The following is a 20,064-nucleotide window of genomic DNA, read 5'->3' on the forward strand; positions in this document are numbered from 1 at the left end:
TCATAATGGGGAATTTCATTTCGTTGAAATTGGGGAAATTTGAATCGTTGTTGACAACAGATACTCCTTGCCACTATTTATGGTATGACTCGTTTAATTATATAAAAACAAAGAATAAGCATTGGAATCTATAACCGAATGCTCATTCCTGTTTTTTCACCTTTTATAACGTTTCAACCTGTCTCATTTGGATATTTCGTAATGCTCGTGTGGAAACTGGACACTTATATCCATTTAACATTTCAATATACCTTTCCTTTTTATTAATTTGAATCACATGCTGGAGATTCACTACGAAGCTTTTATGACATCTAAAGAACGTTGGATGAATATGTTCAATATTCTTAAGTTTACCGTAAAACTCGTATACTCCACTCTTTTCAAACAATCGAACTTTATGGACATTCTCAGATGTTTCAAAATACCAAATGTTTTCATAGGGAATATTTTTTATGAACTCCCCTATTTTTACTTGATAGAAGCCAACCGAGTTAATCTTTCCTAATTTTTCATAACGTTGAATCGAGCTTTCAAAAGAATCAATTAGCTGATCGGTGAAACTTGCATCCGTTCTTTTTATAATAAAATCTAATGCAGCTACCTTGTATTTAAATGTTAATTTTTGTGCTTCTGAATAGTCTGTTATAAATATGATACTCGCTAAAATATCTTTCTTTCTAATTTCAGCAGCTAGCTCAAGTCCATTCTGGCCCTGTCCAAGCTCGATATCTAAAAAGTAACAATCAGCTTGGTTTGTTTCCATAAATGATAAAACTTGCTCTGCATTAGATGCTACCAAGACAATTTCAACACCTGAATGATAAATCATGGCATAGTTTTTCAACCTGGTATAAAGCACTTTTTGTTGTTGTGGATTATCCTCACATATTACGACCCTCATGAAATCCCTCGTTTTTTTTAATTTCGATAATTTGGGTAAATAAGTGCTTCTCTATGCTTGTATTCAAGGTTAAATTGGGATAATTATCAATAATGTTTTTAACAATATTTAAACCTTTTCCTCGTTTTTTTCCTTTCGTAGAAAAGCCATCTGTGAAAATTTGATTAATTGTTATGGAACTGTTATCGAAGGTGTTTTCAATAATAATAATGGTGGAACCAGACATGCTATTAAAAAATGCAATGTTAACCTCTTTTTCTTCCTGCATATCATTTTGCTTATTTGCTTCAATTGCATTATCTAAAAAGATTCCTACTATTCTTGCTAAATCGATTATATTTATACTGATTTCATTAATTTCATCGGAAATTTCAACGTTGAATGATATTCCCTCTTTTTCAGCTTGTAAAGATTTTGTTATGATTAGTCCTTTAAGGCCTGTAATTTGTAACTTGGATAAATTGACAAAGCGTTTATTTCTTTTTAATGTTTCTTCTCCAGCAGTCAAGATATACTTTTTAAAGTACCTCTTTAACTCTTCAAATTCATCTGCTTCTATATAACCTTGCATTGTAACTAAGATATTTGTGTAATCGTGTTGAAACTTCTGCATATCATTATTAATCAGTTCTAACGAATGCATATAGCTAGTAAATTGCTTCGTTTCGATCTCAATTTTTCGAAAGTGAGCTTCTTTCCTAATATTAATAATGGTAATATAAAGAACGGCAATCATCATTGTAAAATAGATAATTTGTGTGATGATATTAAATGTTAAAATGCTATTTCTTGATAAATAATTCGTTAAATAGATATTAATATAGAACGTACTCATCGTGACGAGTGCAACAGACAAAATAAGCATATAAGCCGTCTTCAATTCGCCAATTAATGTATAGATGTTTCGTGTCAGAATACGATAAATGAGAATACTAGCTATAAATAACACGAAAAAAATACAATAATGGATGAATACATGGGGAAGAAATGCAATATGAGTAGCTACCGCTATGTATTGAGTAAAATTGTCCGTTAAAATACCAATAATTAATACAAAGCAAATATGTATGAAAATAAGAAGATCTTTTGATAACCAAAAAAAGTAGATAAAAGAGCTAATAATTAAGTAAATAATTCCTTGCCAATTCCCACCAAGCTCATAAATAAGTGTGGTGGGAATAACAATGAATACAGTATAGATGATTGTAGACTTTATACTAATCTTAATTTGTGTTGTATAGATAACAGCCCAAAAGATTAAAGCCAACTCAATCATTAAGGTGAACAAATCCATTTTCTTCTCCGAATCAATTTATTCTTTGTTAGCTGCAAACGGATGACTGTCAATCAGTTCACTAGGAACCTTGTTCTCATGAAATAACGTAGTACAACCTGTAATAGTTGCCATTCCTCCTACTGAAACTACAATTTGAGCTACCTTTGATACGAAAAATTTTAAATTAAGTTGTTTTTTATTCATTTTTAATTCCTCCTATGATTGTTTGCAAAACTAGCATAATTGTTTCTAAAAATATTCCATAAAAAATAAAAAACTTTACTACTATTGGACTAAAAAGGTATACACCTATCAAGAGTAATCATCGGATGCTCATTTTTCTTCTTAAATAATCTTTATGTGTTTTACTAATGACTGGTTGATTATGAGTCCCTTTTGGTGCAAGTATATAAATGAACAGTAAAACTAGACAAAACGCAATATTCAATGAAATAGCTGAGAAATTTGTATAAGAACTGGATAAGTAATAAATGACTCCAGGGAATGCAACCATACTCCATGCAATACAAGTAGACAAGCTTTTAAAGTGATAACCAAAACATACTTGTCTTAAAAGAAAGAAGGACAGATGCGTAATTAAAGTTGGAAGCACACAATCTAATAAAACTGCCACCAAATAGATTAATAGTAATTTGGCAAATTCCGATAAAATGATTTTTATACCGAATTTCAGCTTTTCTCTTTCAAGAAACGAATAATGCTCCTGATTTAATAAATTAAATAGAGTATTTTCTAACCTATATATTTTGTATCACCCCACTTATTAAAAGCCTCATTATACCGCAGTAATCCTTCTCTTTCACAGTACATAGTATACCATTATTTCCTATTTATTCATTTTTTCCTCATAATTGTTCATATTCTTGTCATAATCGTACCTATCTTTGTGTATTAGTTTCATTTCGTTTTTTATCATACGAATAAAACACCCTAACTTTGACATATAAACCCGAAGTGTTGTTAAGGATTCTGGATATACCTCCTCATCATTTACACTTACCACAGTAGATCCTTGCAAAAAAAAGTGCGCCATACTGTGGCTGAGACATGAGCAAAAGGAAGAAAGGTATTCATACGAAAACCCTTGCCTCTTTATCCGTTATCAATTGGACTTTTCAGGCAAGGGTCTGTTTTAGGATGAGATAAATATGGTTATGCTTTACCTCTTTTCATACCTTATCTTACTATGAAAAGAAAAGTAGTTATAGCTCATTACATAAATTATAAGTTGATGACCTTAGAACAATTTGAGATTGCATCTTCATCGTGACTCACCATGATAACCGTCTTTCCTTGATTGTGAAATTCTTTAAGCAAACCCATGATAATTTCTCCATTCTTCTTATCCAAACTTCCTGTAGGTTCATCTGCTAATATAATTTCATTTTTGCGTAATATTAACCTTGTAATTGCTACTCTTTGTTGTTCACCACCAGATAACTGAAAAACTTTTTTATCTAAAATATCACCCAATCCTACTTTATTCAACTCCTGTAAAACCAGCTTTCTACCTTCTTTTTTAGGGATCTTATCTAAAACAATTTGTAAATTTTCATACACCGTTAAATCATCAATTAATGCATAGTTTTGAAACAAATAACCAATCTCATTTTTAAGTAGGTTACGTACTTCTTTTGTATTTCTATAACTTATTTTTTTCCCTTTAATCATTACATTTCCATCGCATTCTTCTAATAATCCTATTATATTCAATAGTGTAGATTTTCCCGCTCCACTCTTCCCTGTTATTCCTAGAAATTCACCTTTTTCTATTTCTAAATTGAAATTGCTGAATATCTGATTTCCATTATATGATTTTGTAATATTCTCTAGTTTTATGATGGTCATTTTCTTCTCCACTTCTATATTTATTCACCTTTTAAGACGAGCACTGCCTTACTTCTCATATATCGATGTAATAAAACTACATAAATCATTCCTTCGATGAAGAATAAAAAAAAGAAAATTGGATTTATAATTAGTGTGATTCCCACAGTAATAATTCCGTTTAATATGGCAAATTTACCGATTGATTTAATTGGGTAAAGACCATTTAATTGATATACTGCAAGTTCCTTTTTTCGTAGCTCTAAAAAGATAGTTATGATTGATAAAACACAAAGTAAAAAAGATAGTAGGCTAATTATGACGTGAAAGAGAGATTCAAAAAGATTCAATTCTAAATTTCCTTTTAGAACATGATAATCACTATTTAAGGAATCAATTCTTATACTATTTGTGTCTAATCCTAAACGAACTAATTCTCCTTCAATTATTTCTGCACCCTTTTTATCTAGTAAGTTCTCTCCTGAATTCAAATACAATGTTTTTTTAAATTCGTGTATATAGTAAATAGAGTCGTATATATAATATCCTGGCCACAAAATATTATCTTGAATTTGTCCATTTTTGATATAGATTATTTTAGTATTTTCGTCTAGCTGAAAATGATTAAGAACCATTTTTACATCATTTTTAATATGAACTGGAATTAATAACGTGTTTTCCTTTACTTGGGAAGCATTAATCTTATTGCCTTTTTCATCCACAATATTTAGCAATGTTAATACGTTAGGAGAAGTAGAAGTATAAGCAAACTCATCGGGACCTCTTAATTTACCGCTAGATTGATAAAGTTTGAGTTTGGTTATATCAAGTAAATGGTCTGTCGGTGAGTAATTATATACATGTTCATCATCTAAAGAAGCCATTAGTTGATCTAATTTTTTATGTATTTCTTCATCTGGTATAACAGAGGTTTGTATTTTATAGAAGTCATAATTTTGCAGCTTGCTTATGGATTGAATGTTTGCATTAACTTTGTAAATATTCGTAATTGAAGTATTTAACGACAGTAATAATAAGGTTACGATAACAAACTTAAATATAATCAATGTATAGAATAGTAATTTATTATTTCGCTTGTTTTTTATAGCTCCTACTTGATTTACCTTATATATATAAAGAGTCCCTATCAAGGCACATAATAAAAAGACTATTGCTAAAAAGAAACATAACAAAATATATATTCGAGCATATAGAATAACTTTGCTAAAATCACTTATAGCAATATATATACTAAAAGGTATCATTAAAAATAAACTAGCTAAATAAGAATGAATTAATAGCTTAAACAGTAATCTAAACGAAATTTTCCTATGATTCCATCCATGTAACTTTAAGATCCCTATTTCTTTTAATCGATACACATAATAAGTTGCTATACTTAATATGATCAACAGAGTAAGCAATGCAAAGAACTTTAAATTTAACGCAGAAAAAAGAATTCCTAAATTAAAGTTTATTGGCTCGCTTTTGCGTAAACTTACACCATATCCTTCTTTTTCGAGCGAAGTTTTCATCTGTTCTATTTTTTCATATTCATCGCTTTGAATCGTAAAAAGTTTAATTTGTTTGTCAATTTTCTCATCAAAAGCATAGTAAATAATCTTATTTCTAGGAAATACACTAGGCTGCTTTCCTAATTTAATGGTTGCAGCCGGATTAATAAAGGTAACCTCTAATTCGTTTCTTCCAAAGCTAATATTTTTAAAATTCACCAATCTAATCATCAAATTCGTATCTTCAACTATCTCTTTTAATTCTTTACCTGATATACTTTGAGACAACTCAAAATCATAAATGGTCTCGTCGTTATGATAGACCATCTTATCTGCAACTAGTAGAAAAAAGAAAAAAGAGAAAGCTGCTACTAATATACCTATCCCATAAAAGATTTTTTTCATATTTCTTCCTCTGTTCTCATTTTAAAATGGTTTATGTTACGTTAATTGTACAAATACAGTATTTCAGATGAAAAAAGTGTACACTGTAAAGCTTTTGAGAGCTTTACAGTGTAGATGTTGAGGATATATTAATTAGCAGATTTTGCTACAAAATCTTTATAACCAGTTCTTTCTGGTACAAATGGATTTGAATGAGTAGACGCTCTCGTTACTTTTACTTCTCCTGCTGCATCTACTCCGCTAGTTGTACCTGATTTTTGACTTGTAGTTCCTTTATCATCGGTAACCCAAACAGTTACAGAATATACTATGCCATCACTTTTTCGATCCCAAAGCTTAGAGTAAAGGATACCATCAGCATTTTCTCCACCATACCATGTCGCACCGCCACCATTTAAAGATTCAGAAGCTGCCATAGCAACTGTTGAAAACCCTAAAGTCATTACACATGCTGCAAGTAAACCTGTAGCACCTTTTTTGATTTTTTTGAATTCCATTGTATCCATCTCCCTCTATTAACAGTAATTAATCAACGATTTAAATTTTTAAAAAGCTTGAAAACTTGAATAGATTAACAATTTAAGGAATACTTCGCTAGAGTCTTTTAACAAATAAGTAATCCAAACACTCAGTGATATAACCTTGTCATGCATTGGAATCTTTATGTATATTTAAACGCTCATAATTAAGTTTTCACATTCTCTAACATACATACTGGCGCATATAAACGCACCACTACTCATTTTTAAAGCTCTCAACTCGAGAAGATATACAAGGCTTACGCTTAAATGTAATATCTACACGATTGGGTTTTGAGTTACTTGATTAATGACTTCATTCATATTAGAATTCATAAATAGAGTCCTTCCGTGTGATGATTGGTCAATGGCTGTCGACACTCATACATCATACTAGAGGGCTTTTTCATTCCAATACTTTCACAATCCCTCTCACACAAATACTCCTTAATGAAAATCCTTACATAATAGCTACTTCCGACGTCGGTAACCAAATTATAGCAAGTCAATTTTCTTAAAGACTATTTTTTTCATAAAATGCAATATTTCTATCATAATCGCTAATCGTCTCATTCTGACGATATGTTTAAAATTTTTAATGGTTTTATTCATCAATATAGGGGGGTTGCTGTGGTAGTCATATCACAGCATGAAGAAAGCAGCTATGGATATCGTATCGTAAAACTACTTTCTTTTCGTATCATGATCATCATGACGTCAAAGAGAAACCGGGTTAACCCCCTAATTTTGGACACATACTACTCTTAGCTTATTATTTCATAGAATTGCTCTTTATTTTAGGTGAGGCAAGAAAATCATCCTGCCTCATACTCTCACTTCTTTAATTGTTAGCTCTGCTGTTTGGTTTCGTTGATAAAATTCATTTGGTGCTAAATCTAAAATGCTCGAATGGATTCTTCGATTATTGTAGAAATCCATGTATTCAGCCACCTCATGATATGAATCTGTGTAGGAATGAAAAGCGAACCGCCTCAAACATTCATACTCTAGTAATCGGTGAAACGACTCGATATGGGCATTCATATTCGGTGTTCTCGGCGGAATGCGTTCATGTTCGATGTGGAACGTTTCACATGCTTTCTGAAATGCCAGAGAAATAAATTATGGACCATTATCCGTTCGGATGACTAGCTTTGTTTCTCTTTCAAATTTTGCTGGCGTTTAAACAAGGCACGCTGCACAAGTTGGCCAGCATCGTATCTGGTACAATGTAAACCAATATGATAATCAATGATGGAACGGTCATACACATCAATGAGTGACAGAATAAAGAAGAAACGCTCTTCGCCTTCGATGTAGCCGTATTTACTATCTGCTTCCCACAGCTAATTCGATTCAGTGATGATCCGGTTCCTTGCTAATTTTCTTGGATAGTGGAACTTCACTTCTCGCTGTGGCTGTAGGACATCGAGCTCCTTACATAACCGGTACACTTTCTTTTTGTTAATCTGTAGCGCATACTCGCTTCGAAGGCGGAGGCACAACTTTCGATAGCCATAGACACCAGATTCGCCTGAGATGAGTTCCATCAGCCATTCCTGTATTTGTTCATCCGGTATTTTCTTACCGTTCTTAGTGAGTGAATAGCCCGGAATGGGCCGGCCCTCACTTACTGATTTTTCTTCTTTCTTGTATTGATAATAGTACGCAGAAGGAGAAATCTCTAAAATCTTCAGGACTTTGCGGACGGCATAACCTTTCGCAATCCACTCATTCGCTACTTCAAGCGTTTCAGTAAGTGAGGGTTCTTCTTTTTTAGTACGTCACGGAGAATGGCAATTTCTAAATCTTTTTCGCCTAACAGCTTTTTAAGCTGGTCATTCTCCGTCTCCAACTGTTTGAACACTGAGAGAGAAACGATCTCCTGAATGCCGGAATCATCTAGATTTCCTTTTTCCTTAAAAGCTTTTACCCATTTGCTTACGAGATTTGGACTAAGTTCATGACGCCTTGCCACCAAAGCTCGATTGTCGGTTTCAATTGCTTCTTGTACCACCTGTTGTTTAAATTCTGCAGAATGTTTTCGTCTTTGCATCACAAAAGCCCCTTTATTTGGCTACTTTAAGTATAAAACCACTCTTAGTAGGTGTCCAAACTCATTAAGGGGCTAAAGAGCACTTAACAAAGCACATCAACTATATGAAGTTGCTTGTGAAAAGGAAATCCCTGTCTACGAGCCATTTGAGGGAGCCCTAATTGGAGAATTTAAAGTACTTTCCCCTTTCGAAGACTGGTATATTAACTACTTATTACCCTATTTCCCAAATTTACCAAATAGAAAGGAACAAAATGTTATTACTAAAGCAATTTCAGAGGCTTATGCAAAACTTTTAGAATGGATTGATGAAACATGGGATAAAGAAACTTTAAGTGAGAACTATGATTCTACTGGTGCAAGAAATGAAAGTAGTGTTGTCTTATACGCTAATATTGATGACTATCAAGTTCTACTTACTGGCGATGCTGGGAAACAAGCACTTCATAATAGTGCTGATTATGCTGAATCTTTAGGCATAGATTTAAGGGAATGTAAATTTGTACAAATGCCTCATCATGGTAGCAGACGCAATGTTTCACCTAGTGTTCTTGATAGGATTATTGGTGAAAAAATATCGGAAGGTACACAACCAAATACTACTACATTTGTTTCAATATCAAAGCAGACTGAAGATCATCCAAAAAGGGTTGTAGTAAATGCATTTATAAGAAGAGGAGCAAAAGTGTGTGAAACAAGAGGACAAACTATAAGACACCACAAAAATATGCCAGAAAGAACTGGTTGGACTGCCATAACACCTCTTTCATTCAATCCTAATGTTGAAAAATAACAATAATAGAGGAGATACAAATGAACCTAGATGTTGTACTAAATACATATGAAAGAAGAGCAAGATACCTACCAGCAGTTTTGACAGTTTCACCAGTTATTATTTGGTTATATCTTTGGTTCCCTGATATACGCTCATTAGAAGGGACATTTATTAGTTTAATTGTTGGTTTAGGTATTTCAGTTCCACTTTCTATACTCCCAAGAACCTTAGGTAAAAAAGAACAAGAGAAATTACTAGTTAAATGGGGTGCTCTTCCTGCTACTTTAATCCTAAAAAGTAATGATTCGTCTATAAATAGAGAAACGAAAAACCGTTATCATCAACGACTGAGGTTATTAACAAACGTGGATATTCCAACACCTGAAAAAGAATTAGAAGATCCACTAGATGCAACAAGAAAATTTGATTCCTGTATTGATTATCTTAGGCAAAGAACTAGAGATAAGGTTAAATATTCTTTAATTTTTAATGAAAACGTTTCTTATGGTCAGGCAAGAAATTTACTTGGGTTAAAACCTTTAGGATTAACACTATGTTTAATTGTATTAGCAATTCAATCATTTCATATTTATAAAAACTATGGGTTGGGACTGAATATTTCTGCAGTTCCAATTTTAGAAGTAATTTCAGTAGTTATTACCCTGATATTTTTATCGTTTTGGATATTCTTTGTTAGTTCCAAACAAGTATATAATGCTGGGGTAAATTACGGAAAAGCACTACTAGAGTCATGCGAACATATTGAATAAATTGGAACATATATGTATTTGCAGAAAAGAGAGAATGATTTTTTCATTTATTCTCTCTTTTTACTGCTAAATTGTGATAACAACTAAATAATGTTTAAATCTAAAAATAACTATTACATCAACCTTTTCAGCCACTCTTTATCAAGAATAACTTCAACTCTCTGCTTTACCACTATTTGTGATACGGTTCCCCCTATCAATTTAAAGGTAATGGACAATTAAAAGCAGTCATCAAGTAGTTTACTTGGTGACTGCTTACTCATTTATTCAGATTGGGCATCACTCCGATCTAAAAACTCCCCTAACTCCTGCTTCGATAAATCTTGTAGTGTCTTATTGTTGGTCTGACAATACTCATATAGAGCTCGCACCTTTACTCTTGGTTCGTATTTATCCCTTGGTACAGCAAATACTCCATCTTCAAAAAAGTCATCCATTTTCTTCCTATTAGTCAACCAACCCACCTCATAAGCGTGTTCTTTTCTTTTATAGACAGCCCTTTCATCTTCTCTTTCACATCATCCTCAAAGTATATTAATTCGTAGCTTTTGTCGAAGACAAGAAGTTGGTTGATGGCATTGACTTTTTCAATAATAGTTTCTATTGCGATTTCAATATCAGCGACTTCTTTTGTTCCACACAAATGTTCTCTTGCCACATTGATGTCACTCATGGTTTTCCTCCCATAACTATTTCCTTTTTAACAGTGTGTAGCATGCATTATGAGATGCCTTCATAAAAGGGTTATGTTTCTTCTGATGTGTTGACAAGTATTGTATAGAGATCGTAATTTGGCAGTATTCCTTTTTCTTTGCTTCATATAAGGAAATTAACTCTGATTGCAACTTAGATAGCGTTTCGTTTTTCCTAAAAATGACTTCTTTTGAAATGAGTTGTTCAATGTTGTTGACATCAGAGTAAATAACAACGTTCTTGACGTTCTTTCCCATATGCTTTTGAAAATGTTTAATACCAAACATTATTGCTTTCAGTTCCCCGTATATATTTTTTCCAATACAATCATAAGGCGGATAAAACGAGTACTGTTTTACGATGACTGAACCATTTGTTACATATGTACAAGCAACAGCCATCTCTTTGCTCCCTTCTGTCCTACAGGAGCTGTCACAATACACATACAAAGCATCTATACTATAATATTGTTGTAGTACGACCTCCTTTATTTCAACAGGTATACGATGTTCCCTACCTCTCCAAAAATTCACTTTCCCTACTCTTTTCACATTCCCTTTTGCTTTCATTCAAACATGCTCCATCTATTAATCATTTCAGATATAGTATAAACTATCACTTGTTAATTATCAAAATATTCAAATTATTTATAGTCGATAAAAAAATCCATGTTGCCTATATACAGCATGGGTGCATCCTTTTTTACTTGTCCTGGCTCGAACGACACCTTTCCAACATCTCTCCTAAGTCAATATCTAAAGCATTAGAAAGGTTAAATAAAACCTCAATACTTATATTATTTCTCTCTCCATTTTCAATTCTGAATATAAAAGAAGCACTTACCGATGATATTTCACTCAAGCGATTCAAACTTAGTGATTGCTCTTCTCTTTTCCTGCGTAATTTCCTTGCAAACTCTTTCACAAACACGTCTTCACTGTACATGTCCCTTCCCCTTCCCATCTTTTTTTCAAAAACCTTTTTCATGATTTCCCTATATCTTAAACATGAGCAAACCAGACAATAACTTCGCTTTTGTACTATTTTCTCTTGCTTGAATAAATTCAAGGTCAGGAATCTATAATGAAAAAACTTTATTATGAGAAAGGAGTTAGATTGACATGAACAGAGAACAATTTTACAACACAGTGCCTGAGAAAAGAGTTATTCTCATCAATGAAATGTTAAAAAACAGCAGTATAAAGGAAGTGGCAACTAATATTGGTGTCCCAGAAAGCAGTTTCAGTAAGGAGATGACAAACGGGGATTATGTCTATATCAAGAGAGATAATCAATATTACAAGTTTTTGAGAGACCCAAACTCTTCTATCACCAAAGAGTCACTTCCGAGTGCCGACACGATACAATTTGTTGAGGAGAATCTTGAAACATTACGAGACATTATCACTGTTTTCCAAAAACAACAAGACATGCTGGTGTTAGATGAACGAGTCTATAATAAAAGCAAAAAGTTTGTGAATAAGAGTATTAAAATGAATCATGACGTTTACGAGCAATTTGTGCAGTTTTGCGAGAAGCATTATCCCTATTTAACCATCCAAGACTTGGTGGCACAGAGTTTGCTTGATTTTATAGACAGGTATGAAAAAAAGTAGTGCTGCGATGCACTACTTTTTTCATTTAGGCTCTCAATCCTTCATATACTTCCTCAAACATATCTTCCATGATTAGCGTTTTGAAATCGTTGTTTTCAAGCATCTTCAGGAAGAACGCTTCATTTTGCGACATGCGTGAAATGACAAAATCCATAAATGCCTTTTCATAGCTGAACTTGAAGTTTTCTTTTGTGTTGTTCTTCGCTTTTTGAGCTAATTCCTCGTCTTTTATCATGTCTTCTTTAATTTGATCTCTTGACAGTTTGTCCGTTTCCGTAAATTCTGTTCCAAATCGTTCATTCAGTCGATCAATGATGGAGGATAAACGTTCTTTTTCTTCTTCTGCTTTTTTTCCTTTTCCATGTGATTGCGGGCTAAGCTCTACTTCTCCTTGGACAGTTAGGGAGATACTGCCTTCAAACACTTTTTCGTTTCGATAATATTCAAGAGCGACATCATCAGCTAAATAGACACCTTCTGATACGTTTTTCGGCAACTTTTTCAACAGATAGTTCAGGTACACATACAGCTTGTGTAAATCAATATCTGCAAACGGCCCAATCTGTAAAATGAACGAGTAGGTTCGAATGAACTTCGTAGAAGCCCCTTTGAAGTCGTCTTTTTGCTCTGGTGTTAAATCCTTATTGTAGCGGTTTACTGCATGATCAAGGATGGAATTGAGCTTTTCTTGAGTTCTTGTTGTCTTTTTCTTGCCACTGAACTCTAACTCACATACTTGATTGATTTCTTCTTCTGTGTAAACCTGACAAGCATCTAACTCTTGTTGCAAGTCGTATAAGAGATTGGGATCTGTCGTACTTTCTAATCCTGTCACTTCATAATAAGGCTGGAAAGCTTTTTGAATGTCTTCTGCTTCATTGACAAAATCAAGTACGAACGTGTCATTCTTCCCCTTGCATGTTCGATTCAGTCTGGAAAGAGTCTGAACGGCTTTAATCCCATCAAGAGGCTTATCGACATACATTGTGTGAAGCAAAGGCTCGTCAAAACCTGTTTGATACTTCTCCGCAACAAGTAATACCTTATATTCATCTTGGTGAAACTTCTCAGGCAATTCTTTTTCTCCAAAACCGTTCATATCTGGTTCAGTGTATGACATTCCACCATCTTGAACGGTCCCTGAAAAGGCAACAACTGCTTTGAGGTCGTCATATCCCTTTACATGAATATACTTATCAAATGCTTGCTTGTATTTAACAGCATGAAGACGGCTTCCTGTCACAACCATTGCCTTTGCCCGACCACCAATTTTGTGCCTTGTGACTTGTCGGTAATGTTCAATCATTATTTCGGTCTTCTGTGCAATGTTATGGGGATGAAGCGACACATACTTAGCAATTTGTTTCGTTGCTTTACCTTTTGCCACCTCTGGATCATCGTCTATACTCTTCGCAACCTTGTAGAAGGTTTTATACGTTGTGTAGTTCTTCAATACATCTAAAATAAAGCCTTCTTCAATCGCTTGTCTCATCGTATACACATGAAAAGCATACGGCTTTCCTTCAGCATCATATGTGCCGAACTTTTCAATTGTCTTCGGTTTAGGCGTTGCAGTAAAGGCGAAGAACGATATGTTATCCTGTTTGCCACTTTTGGCTATTGTTTCAGCAATTTTCTCTTCCATATCACCCATGTTTTCTTCTGCCAGTCGATCTGCTTCAAGAGCCTCCTCTAACGTCTTGTCCGATAAGATGTTCGTCATAGCTGTTGAAGCTTTCCCACCTTGGCTTGAGTGTGCTTCATCAATAATGATGGCATATTTTCCTTTATGGAAATCGCCCACTTTTTCCATGATGAATGGGAACTTTTGCAACGTAGTTATGATGATTCTCGTACCATTTGCAATCGCATTCGCTAATTGAGTGGAATCTTTATCAATCTTTTCGACCATTCCCGCTTTATGTTCCAATTGGTAGACGGCATCTTGAAGCTGTTTATCCAACACTCTACGGTCGGTAATGACTATCACACTACTGAAAACAGCGTTGTTTTCATCATCATGAAGTTTTGCCAGACGGTGTGCCAACCAGGAAATACTGTTCGTTTTCCCGCTTCCTGCACTATGTTGAATTAGATAGTTCTCCCCAACACCTTTGTTCTTCACATCTACTTCTACCTTGCGAACGACATCCAATTGATGATAACGAGGGAAAATGACCGTCTCTTTCTTATCAATGATCTCACCTGTGCTATCTTTGATATCCTCTTGCTTTACAAAAACAAAGCGGAAGAGAATGTCTAAGAGACTGTCTTTCTGTAATATGTCCGTCCATAAGTACGATGTTCGATAGTCATTGTAGACAATAGGATTCCCTTTCCCTCCATTGTTTCCTCGATTAAACGGTAGGAAGAACGTCTTTTCCCGATTTAATTGTGTTGTCATGTAAACTTCATCCGTATCAACAGCAAAGAAGACAATGGCACGCTTTTTAAACTGGAACAGCAACTCTCTCGGATCTCGATCATTCATAAATTGTTTTTTTGAATGTTCAACCGTTTGATTTGTTAGTTGGTTTTTCAGCTCCATGACTGCAATAGGCAAGCCATTGAGGGAGATGAGCATATCAATACTGTTTGTGTTCTGACTGCTGTAATACACTTGACGACTAACTGTGAAAATATTTTGCTCATACTGCTCCACTAACGTACGATTCATCGTGCTGACAGGCTTATTGTAGGCTAATTTAAGTGTCACCCCATAATCTTTAATACCATGTCGTAGACAGTCAATCATGCCTCGCTTGTCCAACTCTTTTTGCAATCGGTCAATGATTTTGGACTTGTATTGATCTTTGTATGCCTTGTGCAGACGTTCAAGCGACTTAGGTTGCGTTGCTTCCAAAAATTGAAACAGCACGTCAGTGTCAATTGCGTACTTCTTGAAGACTTCCGCTGACTGTCCTGTCAGTTGACGTTTGACATAGCCAGATTGGATTAAATGACTTTCAATATTTGCTTCAAATCCTTTTTCCGTTGTATCTATTGCCACTGCTCTCCCCTCCTTATGACAACACTTTTTTATACTCCCGCACATCTATTTTCCCTGTGACTGCTTCATAGATGAGAGATTGGCGGTATTCTTTGAGTTTTCCAATTTGTTCTTTAATATCCATAATTGAGGAATATAATTCTTTTGTTTGTTTCTCAATATATTTTGAAATATATCGTTGCTCTTCAATACTGTCAGATAACGGAAGTAATAAATTCCTTACTTGCGGAAAATTTAGTCCTTCTCTTGAACTTCCATTCTGTGCCATGATAATTTGTTCTTGTACAATTTGTGAACCCATTATTTTTGATAGTAGTGCAGGGACTATCTTACTTTTACCTGGTCTTATTATACAAACATGTTGGTTTACATTAGCAGGTGGAAAGTTAGCAGGAACTATACACGTTCTACCAATAGATGCTCCTGTAATATTTAACAAAATGTCTTGAGATTTAACCCTTGTAGACTTCATATCATCGTCTATTTCAGGATTTATATAAACTATATCGTTTAATCTTAAACCTTCAAAGTGTACATTCATACTTCTCAAGAACATGACACCTTCATTAGTATATATTTCCCCGCCACCTTTTGGAGTTTTGCCACTACCAACGTAGGTAGATAGATGTTTTATTTTCTTAATCTTCCAATGCTCTGGAATCTCCCCAATCCATTCCACACCTGAATCTTTCATTTTCACGTTTGGGTTTAATCCTTTTGTGACAGCTTCGGTGATGATCGCTTGACGTTTTTCTTCGAGCAATTCAATTAGCTTTTCCTTGTCGGCAATGAGCGAGTCGATTTCGGATGTTTTTTCATTTAAAAAGTTTGCAATATTTTTTTGTTCTGCTTCCGAGGGCACTAAAGTTACTAAATTCTTTACATCCTCTGTAGTAACCGATTCAAACGTACTACCTTTAAGTTTAGAATTCATTTCAACCTTAGCATACTGAATCAAATACCATAAATATCTATTTTTCTCTTTTGGTCTTATTGCACATAACCCTCTTCCAATTGCATAAACTTGATTAGATATATTCATTGCTCCAACAGGTGCTCTTACAGAAAAAAGAATATCATCAACTTCTGAAACCTTATTAGTTGATTTACAGTACAGCTTTGGTAAAGGATAATATTGTCCAAACTCTGCATTCCCCTGTAAAAATGGAGCACCAACTTCAATATCACTTACTTCATCAGAAGATGGAGATTGTCCCATTACAATATCAGAAACATATTTTAATCGTGATATTTTCCAATCATAAGGGACTTGCTTAATCCAATCTAAACCACTTTCCTTATACTTGGAATAATTCTGAATCCTCCTCATCTACCCATCACCTTCTTCAACTTCTCCAAGATGCTCTCTTCCAACGCCTTGATTTCTTCCTTGATAACCTCGGAGCTTCTGAGTGCTGTGTATTGGTAGAAATGGCGAGTAAATGGAATTTCATAGCCAACCTTTGTTTTGCTTTCGTCAATCCACGCATCTGGGACATGGGGTTTCACTTCACGCTCGAAATATTCATAAATGTCCTCTTTTAATGGAACGTTTTCTGTATCTCGTAAGTCTGTATCAGGTTCTGGATTTCCTTTGCTATCCTTGCAAATCTCGGCTGTTTCATCTTTTTCCGATAAAGCATTCAAGATGGCTTTCAACAGTGGAGCACCAACGGTAATATCCTTTTCTTTGAACAGCTTCTTTACTTTCTTTGTAAACTCTTCTCGATTCTTGTATAGCTCGTCAGATTGAATGGACAATAGAGCATCCACAATGTTTGTTTGTTGTTTGGTTCCTAACTCTATCTCTTTTAGCCCTGCTTCACCTTTTTTCTTGGACTTTGCCAAATTGACAAACGCAGTTTGTTCGTAGAGCTTGTTTACTCTTTCTTCATCTATTTTGAAGTTCAGGCGTAATGGTCTTTCCACTGTGATTTTGTGATAGCCGAAATCTTGATTATCAAAGATCTTAACGTGCTCTCCCGCTTTTAGATCTCCATACATTCTCACAATCTCATGGATATGCTGTTCAGAAAGCTCATTCCGCTTACTTCCCATGCTTTTCTTCATTTTTTGATACAGATGTATAGCATTGACAAGTTGAATTTTCCCTTTTCGTAAAGGACTTTTATGGTTAGTTAAAATCCAAATGTACGTTGCAATACCTGTGTTGTAAAAAAGGTCGTTTGGCATCGCCACAATACCTTCTACTAAGTCATTTTCAATCATATATCTGCGGATTTCACTTTCTCCGCTTCCTGCATCTCCTGTGAAGAGAGGGGAACCGTTCATAATGATCGCAAGTCGAGAACCTTTCGGATTATCCTCAGTGACTGGCTTCATTTTGGACACCAGGTGTTGCAAGAAGAGTAGTTGTCCATCTGATATTCTTGGAAGTCCCGCTCCAAATCTACCGTTAAACCCTAAGTTTTCATATTCTGCTTTCACAGCCTTTTCTGCTGGCTTCCATTCCACCCCATATGGCGGATTTGTGATGAGGTAGTCAAATTTCTTGTCAGAAAACGCATCGTTCGATAACGTATTCCCAAACCGAATGTTTTTTGCTTCTTCCCCTTTGATGAGGATGTCAGCCTTACAAATGGCATACGACTCTTCGTTGATTTCTTGGGCAAAGAACTCTAATTCAGCCGTAGGATTAAGCTCCTTTAAATACTCTTGAGCTACTGAACCCATCCCTCCTGTACCCGCACATGAATCGTAGAGTGTCTGCGTAATGCCAGGTTTCGTCAAAATGTCTTCATCCTCAAGGAATAATAGGCTGACCATCAAACGTACAACTTCTCTTGGTGTGTAATGGTCCCCAGCTTCCGCATGCTCTGAAAATCTACGAATAAGCTCCTCAAAGATATAGCCCATCTCGACATTCGATACGACCTCTGGATGCAAGTCAATTTCACTGAAACGTTTAACTACAAGATAGAGCAAGTCGTTCCGTTCCATCTTTTCAATTTGCTTGTCAAAATCAAAATACTCGATAATGTCTCTTGCTGTTTTTGAAAAACCGTTAATGTAGTCTCTTAAGTTATCAGCAATATTGTCTGCATCGCTTAGTAGCTTTGAGAAGTCATATTTACTGATGTTACTGAACTTTTGTTTTGCTTCACGATTTAAAATTTCATCTCTTGAATCTTCAGGCAAACTTTTGAACTGTTCATATTTTTGCAAAACATCTTCTTTTGTTTCTGACAATACACAATCAAATCTGCGTAAAACCGCCATAGGAAGAACGACTTTTCCGTAATCGTCTGGCTTGTATGGTCCCCTTAAGATTTCTGCTATGGACCAAATAAAACTAACTTTTTCTTGGAAATTCATTTAGACAAACTCCTTTTTTCACTCTATGTAATCCCACACCAAATGGGCATGGGTAAAAAAACAATGCTACTACTATTTTATCAAATATAGACGCTGTTGTTTACAAATAATTGGAACATGCCATTGGATCGGTTGTTTTCATTGGATAATGAAAGGATTATTCATGTGGCTTGGAAAATCTTTGCGGTTTTTGGGGATGAGGATGGGATTAATGTTTAGTTGTTCTAATTCCTTGAGGTAATTACGGTAGGTTGGCTTGGAGAGATACTTTTTAGGGGCGTCAATGCCGTTATTGCTTATATCCACGAGGAACGCTCGAAGTTTTTCTTTTCTCTTTCTTGAAAGAGGACTATTCTCAATGATTTTTTCTGCTTGATGAATTTTGTAGTAGTCTCCTTTTCGAATGATGGGTGTGATTTGATTGATCATATAATGTTTATACAGATTTTCCTTAAAATACTCTTTTAACTTTTTCGGTCTTCCTTTTCCTTTGCTATCGTTTCTTTTCATAGAATTTAAATGTTCATTCTTTAGCCTCAGTTCATATCGGATTACATCTTTCTCATATGGTTGAACGATTTCTCTCTTCGCCATTCTTTCATCCTCTTTTGAATAAATGACAAACTCTGTGCTCTGACATTTGTGATATTGGGATGTTTCATACTTCATTGGATTTCCTTCCTCGTCTTTGCCCCACTTGATTTTCTTTTTGTAAAAGTAAATGCGAGTGTATTTCTCGTATAAATGAAAGAGTAACTTTCGATGATCTTTGTTTGGTATGACAACGTCAAGCTTATAATCTATTCTTGTTAGTCTGTGATTGTTGAAATATTCTGTGCTACCAAACTGAGAATACAAAAACTTCTTGATTGAAGATTCTACCGTTAGATAATCTGCTTCCACGATTTTCCCTTTGCCCAACAATTTCACCAAGTCCACTTTGAGATGAGCATCCCAAACTCCTTTTCCTTGGGAACAAAGCCAAGTGAAGACAAATTCAGAGTGTGACTGTTTGAGGTTTTCGTTTAGTTTCTTTACTACAGCACCAAAATGATGATAAGCATCTGATTGAACATTATGTTTCTTTAATAGTCGTTTAATAGTTTCATAGTCAATTGAAAGAATCATCTCTATTGTGTGAATCATTTTTCTATCATCTCCTTCATAGACAATCGGGAACAATGCAGTCTTCTTCCTGCTTAGTTTGAACTACAAGAAATTTTTCCCGCCCCCAACCAATTTAAAAGACCTTCCAACACATTGAAAGAACAATGTGTTTCTTTGTTATTTGATTGATAGAATGTGGGGAAATAATACGAAGTGACAAAAAATGGAGTGCTTTTAAA

General features: G+C 34.7%; 21 protein-coding genes. 3 read left to right on the forward strand and 18 right to left on the reverse strand.

What is annotated here, in order from left to right:
• Positions 1–163: 163 nt before the first annotated feature.
• The 10 genes from DIS06_RS17170 to DIS06_RS20995 form a co-directional block, all read right to left on the reverse strand.
• Positions 164–901 carry a LytR/AlgR family response regulator transcription factor gene (locus DIS06_RS17170; RefSeq protein WP_110114467.1) on the reverse strand — a complete coding sequence of 246 codons (738 nt, stop codon included), beginning with the start codon at positions 899–901 and terminating at the stop codon, positions 164–166.
• A complete protein-coding gene (locus tag DIS06_RS17175) occupies positions 882–2,195 on the reverse strand; it encodes a sensor histidine kinase (protein WP_110114468.1) in 1,314 nt (437 codons plus the stop codon). The genes DIS06_RS17170 and DIS06_RS17175 overlap by 20 nt, the downstream gene beginning before the upstream one ends.
• Positions 2,196–2,213: 18 nt before the next feature.
• Positions 2,214–2,381, reverse strand: coding sequence for a hypothetical protein (locus tag DIS06_RS17180; protein WP_110114469.1), 168 nt, complete (start codon positions 2,379–2,381; stop codon positions 2,214–2,216).
• Positions 2,382–2,499: 118 nt separating this feature from the next.
• Positions 2,500–2,943 (reverse strand): accessory gene regulator B family protein, encoded by a 444-nt coding sequence (locus DIS06_RS20980; RefSeq protein ID WP_110114470.1) that lies wholly within the window; start codon positions 2,941–2,943, stop codon positions 2,500–2,502.
• Positions 2,944–3,419: 476 nt separating this feature from the next.
• Positions 3,420–4,058 carry an ABC transporter ATP-binding protein gene (locus DIS06_RS17190; protein WP_481746880.1) on the reverse strand — a complete coding sequence of 213 codons (639 nt, stop codon included), beginning with the start codon at positions 4,056–4,058 and terminating at the stop codon, positions 3,420–3,422.
• An 8-nt stretch (positions 4,059–4,066) separates the two neighbouring features.
• On the reverse strand, positions 4,067–5,944 hold the full coding sequence (locus DIS06_RS17195; RefSeq protein WP_110114471.1) for a hypothetical protein: 1,878 nt from the start codon (positions 5,942–5,944) through the stop codon (positions 4,067–4,069).
• Between the two features lie 128 nt (positions 5,945–6,072).
• Positions 6,073–6,441, reverse strand: a complete 369-nt coding sequence (locus DIS06_RS17200) for a hypothetical protein (protein ID WP_110114472.1) — start codon at positions 6,439–6,441, stop codon at positions 6,073–6,075.
• 846 nt (positions 6,442–7,287) lie between these two features.
• Positions 7,288–7,581, reverse strand: a complete 294-nt coding sequence (locus DIS06_RS20985; protein WP_481746883.1) for an integrase core domain-containing protein — start codon at positions 7,579–7,581, stop codon at positions 7,288–7,290.
• Positions 7,582–7,808: 227 nt separating this feature from the next.
• The gene (locus DIS06_RS20990; protein WP_481746881.1) at positions 7,809–8,012 is read right to left on the reverse strand and encodes a helix-turn-helix domain-containing protein; all 204 of its coding nucleotides are present in this window, start codon (positions 8,010–8,012) and stop codon (positions 7,809–7,811) included.
• A 188-nt stretch (positions 8,013–8,200) separates the two neighbouring features.
• Entirely contained in the window at positions 8,201–8,518 is a 318-nt protein-coding gene (locus DIS06_RS20995; protein WP_481746882.1) for a transposase, read from the reverse strand.
• Between the two features lie 508 nt (positions 8,519–9,026).
• Here DIS06_RS20995 and DIS06_RS17210 point away from each other — a divergent pair.
• Positions 9,027–9,311, forward strand: coding sequence for a hypothetical protein (locus DIS06_RS17210; protein ID WP_110114473.1), 285 nt, complete (start codon positions 9,027–9,029; stop codon positions 9,309–9,311).
• Positions 9,312–9,331: 20 nt separating this feature from the next.
• Positions 9,332–10,063, forward strand: a complete 732-nt coding sequence (locus DIS06_RS17215) for a hypothetical protein (protein WP_110114474.1) — start codon at positions 9,332–9,334, stop codon at positions 10,061–10,063.
• A 263-nt stretch (positions 10,064–10,326) separates the two neighbouring features.
• Here DIS06_RS17215 and DIS06_RS17220 read toward each other — a convergent pair whose 3' ends face one another.
• The 4 genes from DIS06_RS17220 to DIS06_RS17235 form a co-directional block, all read right to left on the reverse strand.
• Positions 10,327–10,518: a hypothetical protein gene (locus DIS06_RS17220; protein ID WP_110114475.1), complete on the reverse strand. Its 192-nt coding sequence runs from the start codon at positions 10,516–10,518 to the stop codon at positions 10,327–10,329.
• Positions 10,515–10,736 carry a hypothetical protein gene (locus DIS06_RS17225; protein WP_110114476.1) on the reverse strand — a complete coding sequence of 74 codons (222 nt, stop codon included), beginning with the start codon at positions 10,734–10,736 and terminating at the stop codon, positions 10,515–10,517. The genes DIS06_RS17220 and DIS06_RS17225 overlap by 4 nt, the downstream gene beginning before the upstream one ends.
• Positions 10,737–10,752: 16 nt before the next feature.
• Positions 10,753–11,325 (reverse strand): RNase H family protein, encoded by a 573-nt coding sequence (locus tag DIS06_RS17230; RefSeq protein ID WP_110114477.1) that lies wholly within the window; start codon positions 11,323–11,325, stop codon positions 10,753–10,755.
• Between the two features lie 133 nt (positions 11,326–11,458).
• Complete coding sequence (locus DIS06_RS17235; protein WP_162596010.1) at positions 11,459–11,701, reverse strand: helix-turn-helix domain-containing protein; 243 nt, start codon at positions 11,699–11,701, stop codon at positions 11,459–11,461.
• Between the two features lie 176 nt (positions 11,702–11,877).
• On the opposite strand from DIS06_RS17235, the gene DIS06_RS17240 reads away from it, so the two are divergent.
• Positions 11,878–12,372 (forward strand): hypothetical protein, encoded by a 495-nt coding sequence (locus tag DIS06_RS17240; RefSeq protein ID WP_110114479.1) that lies wholly within the window; start codon positions 11,878–11,880, stop codon positions 12,370–12,372.
• A gap of 25 nt (positions 12,373–12,397) precedes the next feature.
• Here the strand turns inward: DIS06_RS17240 and DIS06_RS17245 are convergent, their stop codons facing one another.
• The 4 genes from DIS06_RS17245 to DIS06_RS17260 all read right to left on the reverse strand — a co-directional run bounded on the left by DIS06_RS17245 (position 12,398) and on the right by DIS06_RS17260 (position 19,864).
• Positions 12,398–15,382, reverse strand: a complete 2,985-nt coding sequence (locus DIS06_RS17245) for a type I restriction endonuclease subunit R (RefSeq protein ID WP_110114480.1) — start codon at positions 15,380–15,382, stop codon at positions 12,398–12,400.
• Positions 15,383–15,395: 13 nt separating this feature from the next.
• Positions 15,396–16,712: a restriction endonuclease subunit S gene (locus DIS06_RS17250; RefSeq protein ID WP_110114481.1), complete on the reverse strand. Its 1,317-nt coding sequence runs from the start codon at positions 16,710–16,712 to the stop codon at positions 15,396–15,398.
• The gene (locus DIS06_RS17255; RefSeq protein ID WP_110114482.1) at positions 16,709–18,718 is read right to left on the reverse strand and encodes a type I restriction-modification system subunit M; all 2,010 of its coding nucleotides are present in this window, start codon (positions 18,716–18,718) and stop codon (positions 16,709–16,711) included. Before DIS06_RS17255 ends, DIS06_RS17250 begins: the two co-directional genes overlap by 4 nt.
• A gap of 138 nt (positions 18,719–18,856) precedes the next feature.
• Positions 18,857–19,864, reverse strand: coding sequence for a hypothetical protein (locus DIS06_RS17260; protein ID WP_110114483.1), 1,008 nt, complete (start codon positions 19,862–19,864; stop codon positions 18,857–18,859).
• Between the last annotated feature and the right edge of the window lie 200 nt (positions 19,865–20,064).

It is taken from the genome of Bacillus sp. CGMCC 1.16541 (assembly GCF_003184905.1).
In the GTDB taxonomy this organism is placed as follows: Bacteria; Bacillota; Bacilli; order Bacillales; family Bacillaceae_H; genus Priestia.

What these genes read in the sequence shown, in the direction of transcription:
- DIS06_RS17235 (WP_162596010.1), bottom strand. Translation starts at nt 11,701, where the DNA reads ATGTACAGTGAAGACGTGTTTGTGAAAGAGTTTGCAAGGAAATTACGC.
- DIS06_RS17230 (WP_110114477.1), bottom strand. Translation starts at nt 11,325, where the DNA reads ATGAAAGCAAAAGGGAATGTGAAAAGAGTAGGGAAAGTGAATTTTTGG.
- DIS06_RS17200 (WP_110114472.1), bottom strand. Translation starts at nt 6,441, where the DNA reads ATGGAATTCAAAAAAATCAAAAAAGGTGCTACAGGTTTACTTGCAGCA.
- DIS06_RS17215 (WP_110114474.1), top strand. Translation starts at nt 9,332, where the DNA reads ATGAACCTAGATGTTGTACTAAATACATATGAAAGAAGAGCAAGATAC.
- DIS06_RS17225 (WP_110114476.1), bottom strand. Translation starts at nt 10,736, where the DNA reads ATGAGTGACATCAATGTGGCAAGAGAACATTTGTGTGGAACAAAAGAA.
- DIS06_RS17260 (WP_110114483.1), bottom strand. Translation starts at nt 19,864, where the DNA reads ATGATTCACACAATAGAGATGATTCTTTCAATTGACTATGAAACTATT.
- DIS06_RS17175 (WP_110114468.1), bottom strand. Translation starts at nt 2,195, where the DNA reads ATGGATTTGTTCACCTTAATGATTGAGTTGGCTTTAATCTTTTGGGCT.
- DIS06_RS20990 (WP_481746881.1), bottom strand. Translation starts at nt 8,012, where the DNA reads ATGGAACTCATCTCAGGCGAATCTGGTGTCTATGGCTATCGAAAGTTG.
- DIS06_RS17240 (WP_110114479.1), top strand. Translation starts at nt 11,878, where the DNA reads ATGAACAGAGAACAATTTTACAACACAGTGCCTGAGAAAAGAGTTATT.
- DIS06_RS17250 (WP_110114481.1), bottom strand. Translation starts at nt 16,712, where the DNA reads ATGAGGAGGATTCAGAATTATTCCAAGTATAAGGAAAGTGGTTTAGAT.
- DIS06_RS17210 (WP_110114473.1), top strand. Translation starts at nt 9,027, where the DNA reads ATGCCTCATCATGGTAGCAGACGCAATGTTTCACCTAGTGTTCTTGAT.
- DIS06_RS17195 (WP_110114471.1), bottom strand. Translation starts at nt 5,944, where the DNA reads ATGAAAAAAATCTTTTATGGGATAGGTATATTAGTAGCAGCTTTCTCT.
- DIS06_RS17255 (WP_110114482.1), bottom strand. Translation starts at nt 18,718, where the DNA reads ATGAATTTCCAAGAAAAAGTTAGTTTTATTTGGTCCATAGCAGAAATC.
- DIS06_RS20995 (WP_481746882.1), bottom strand. Translation starts at nt 8,518, where the DNA reads ATGCAAAGACGAAAACATTCTGCAGAATTTAAACAACAGGTGGTACAA.
- DIS06_RS17170 (WP_110114467.1), bottom strand. Translation starts at nt 901, where the DNA reads ATGAGGGTCGTAATATGTGAGGATAATCCACAACAACAAAAAGTGCTT.
- DIS06_RS17180 (WP_110114469.1), bottom strand. Translation starts at nt 2,381, where the DNA reads ATGAATAAAAAACAACTTAATTTAAAATTTTTCGTATCAAAGGTAGCT.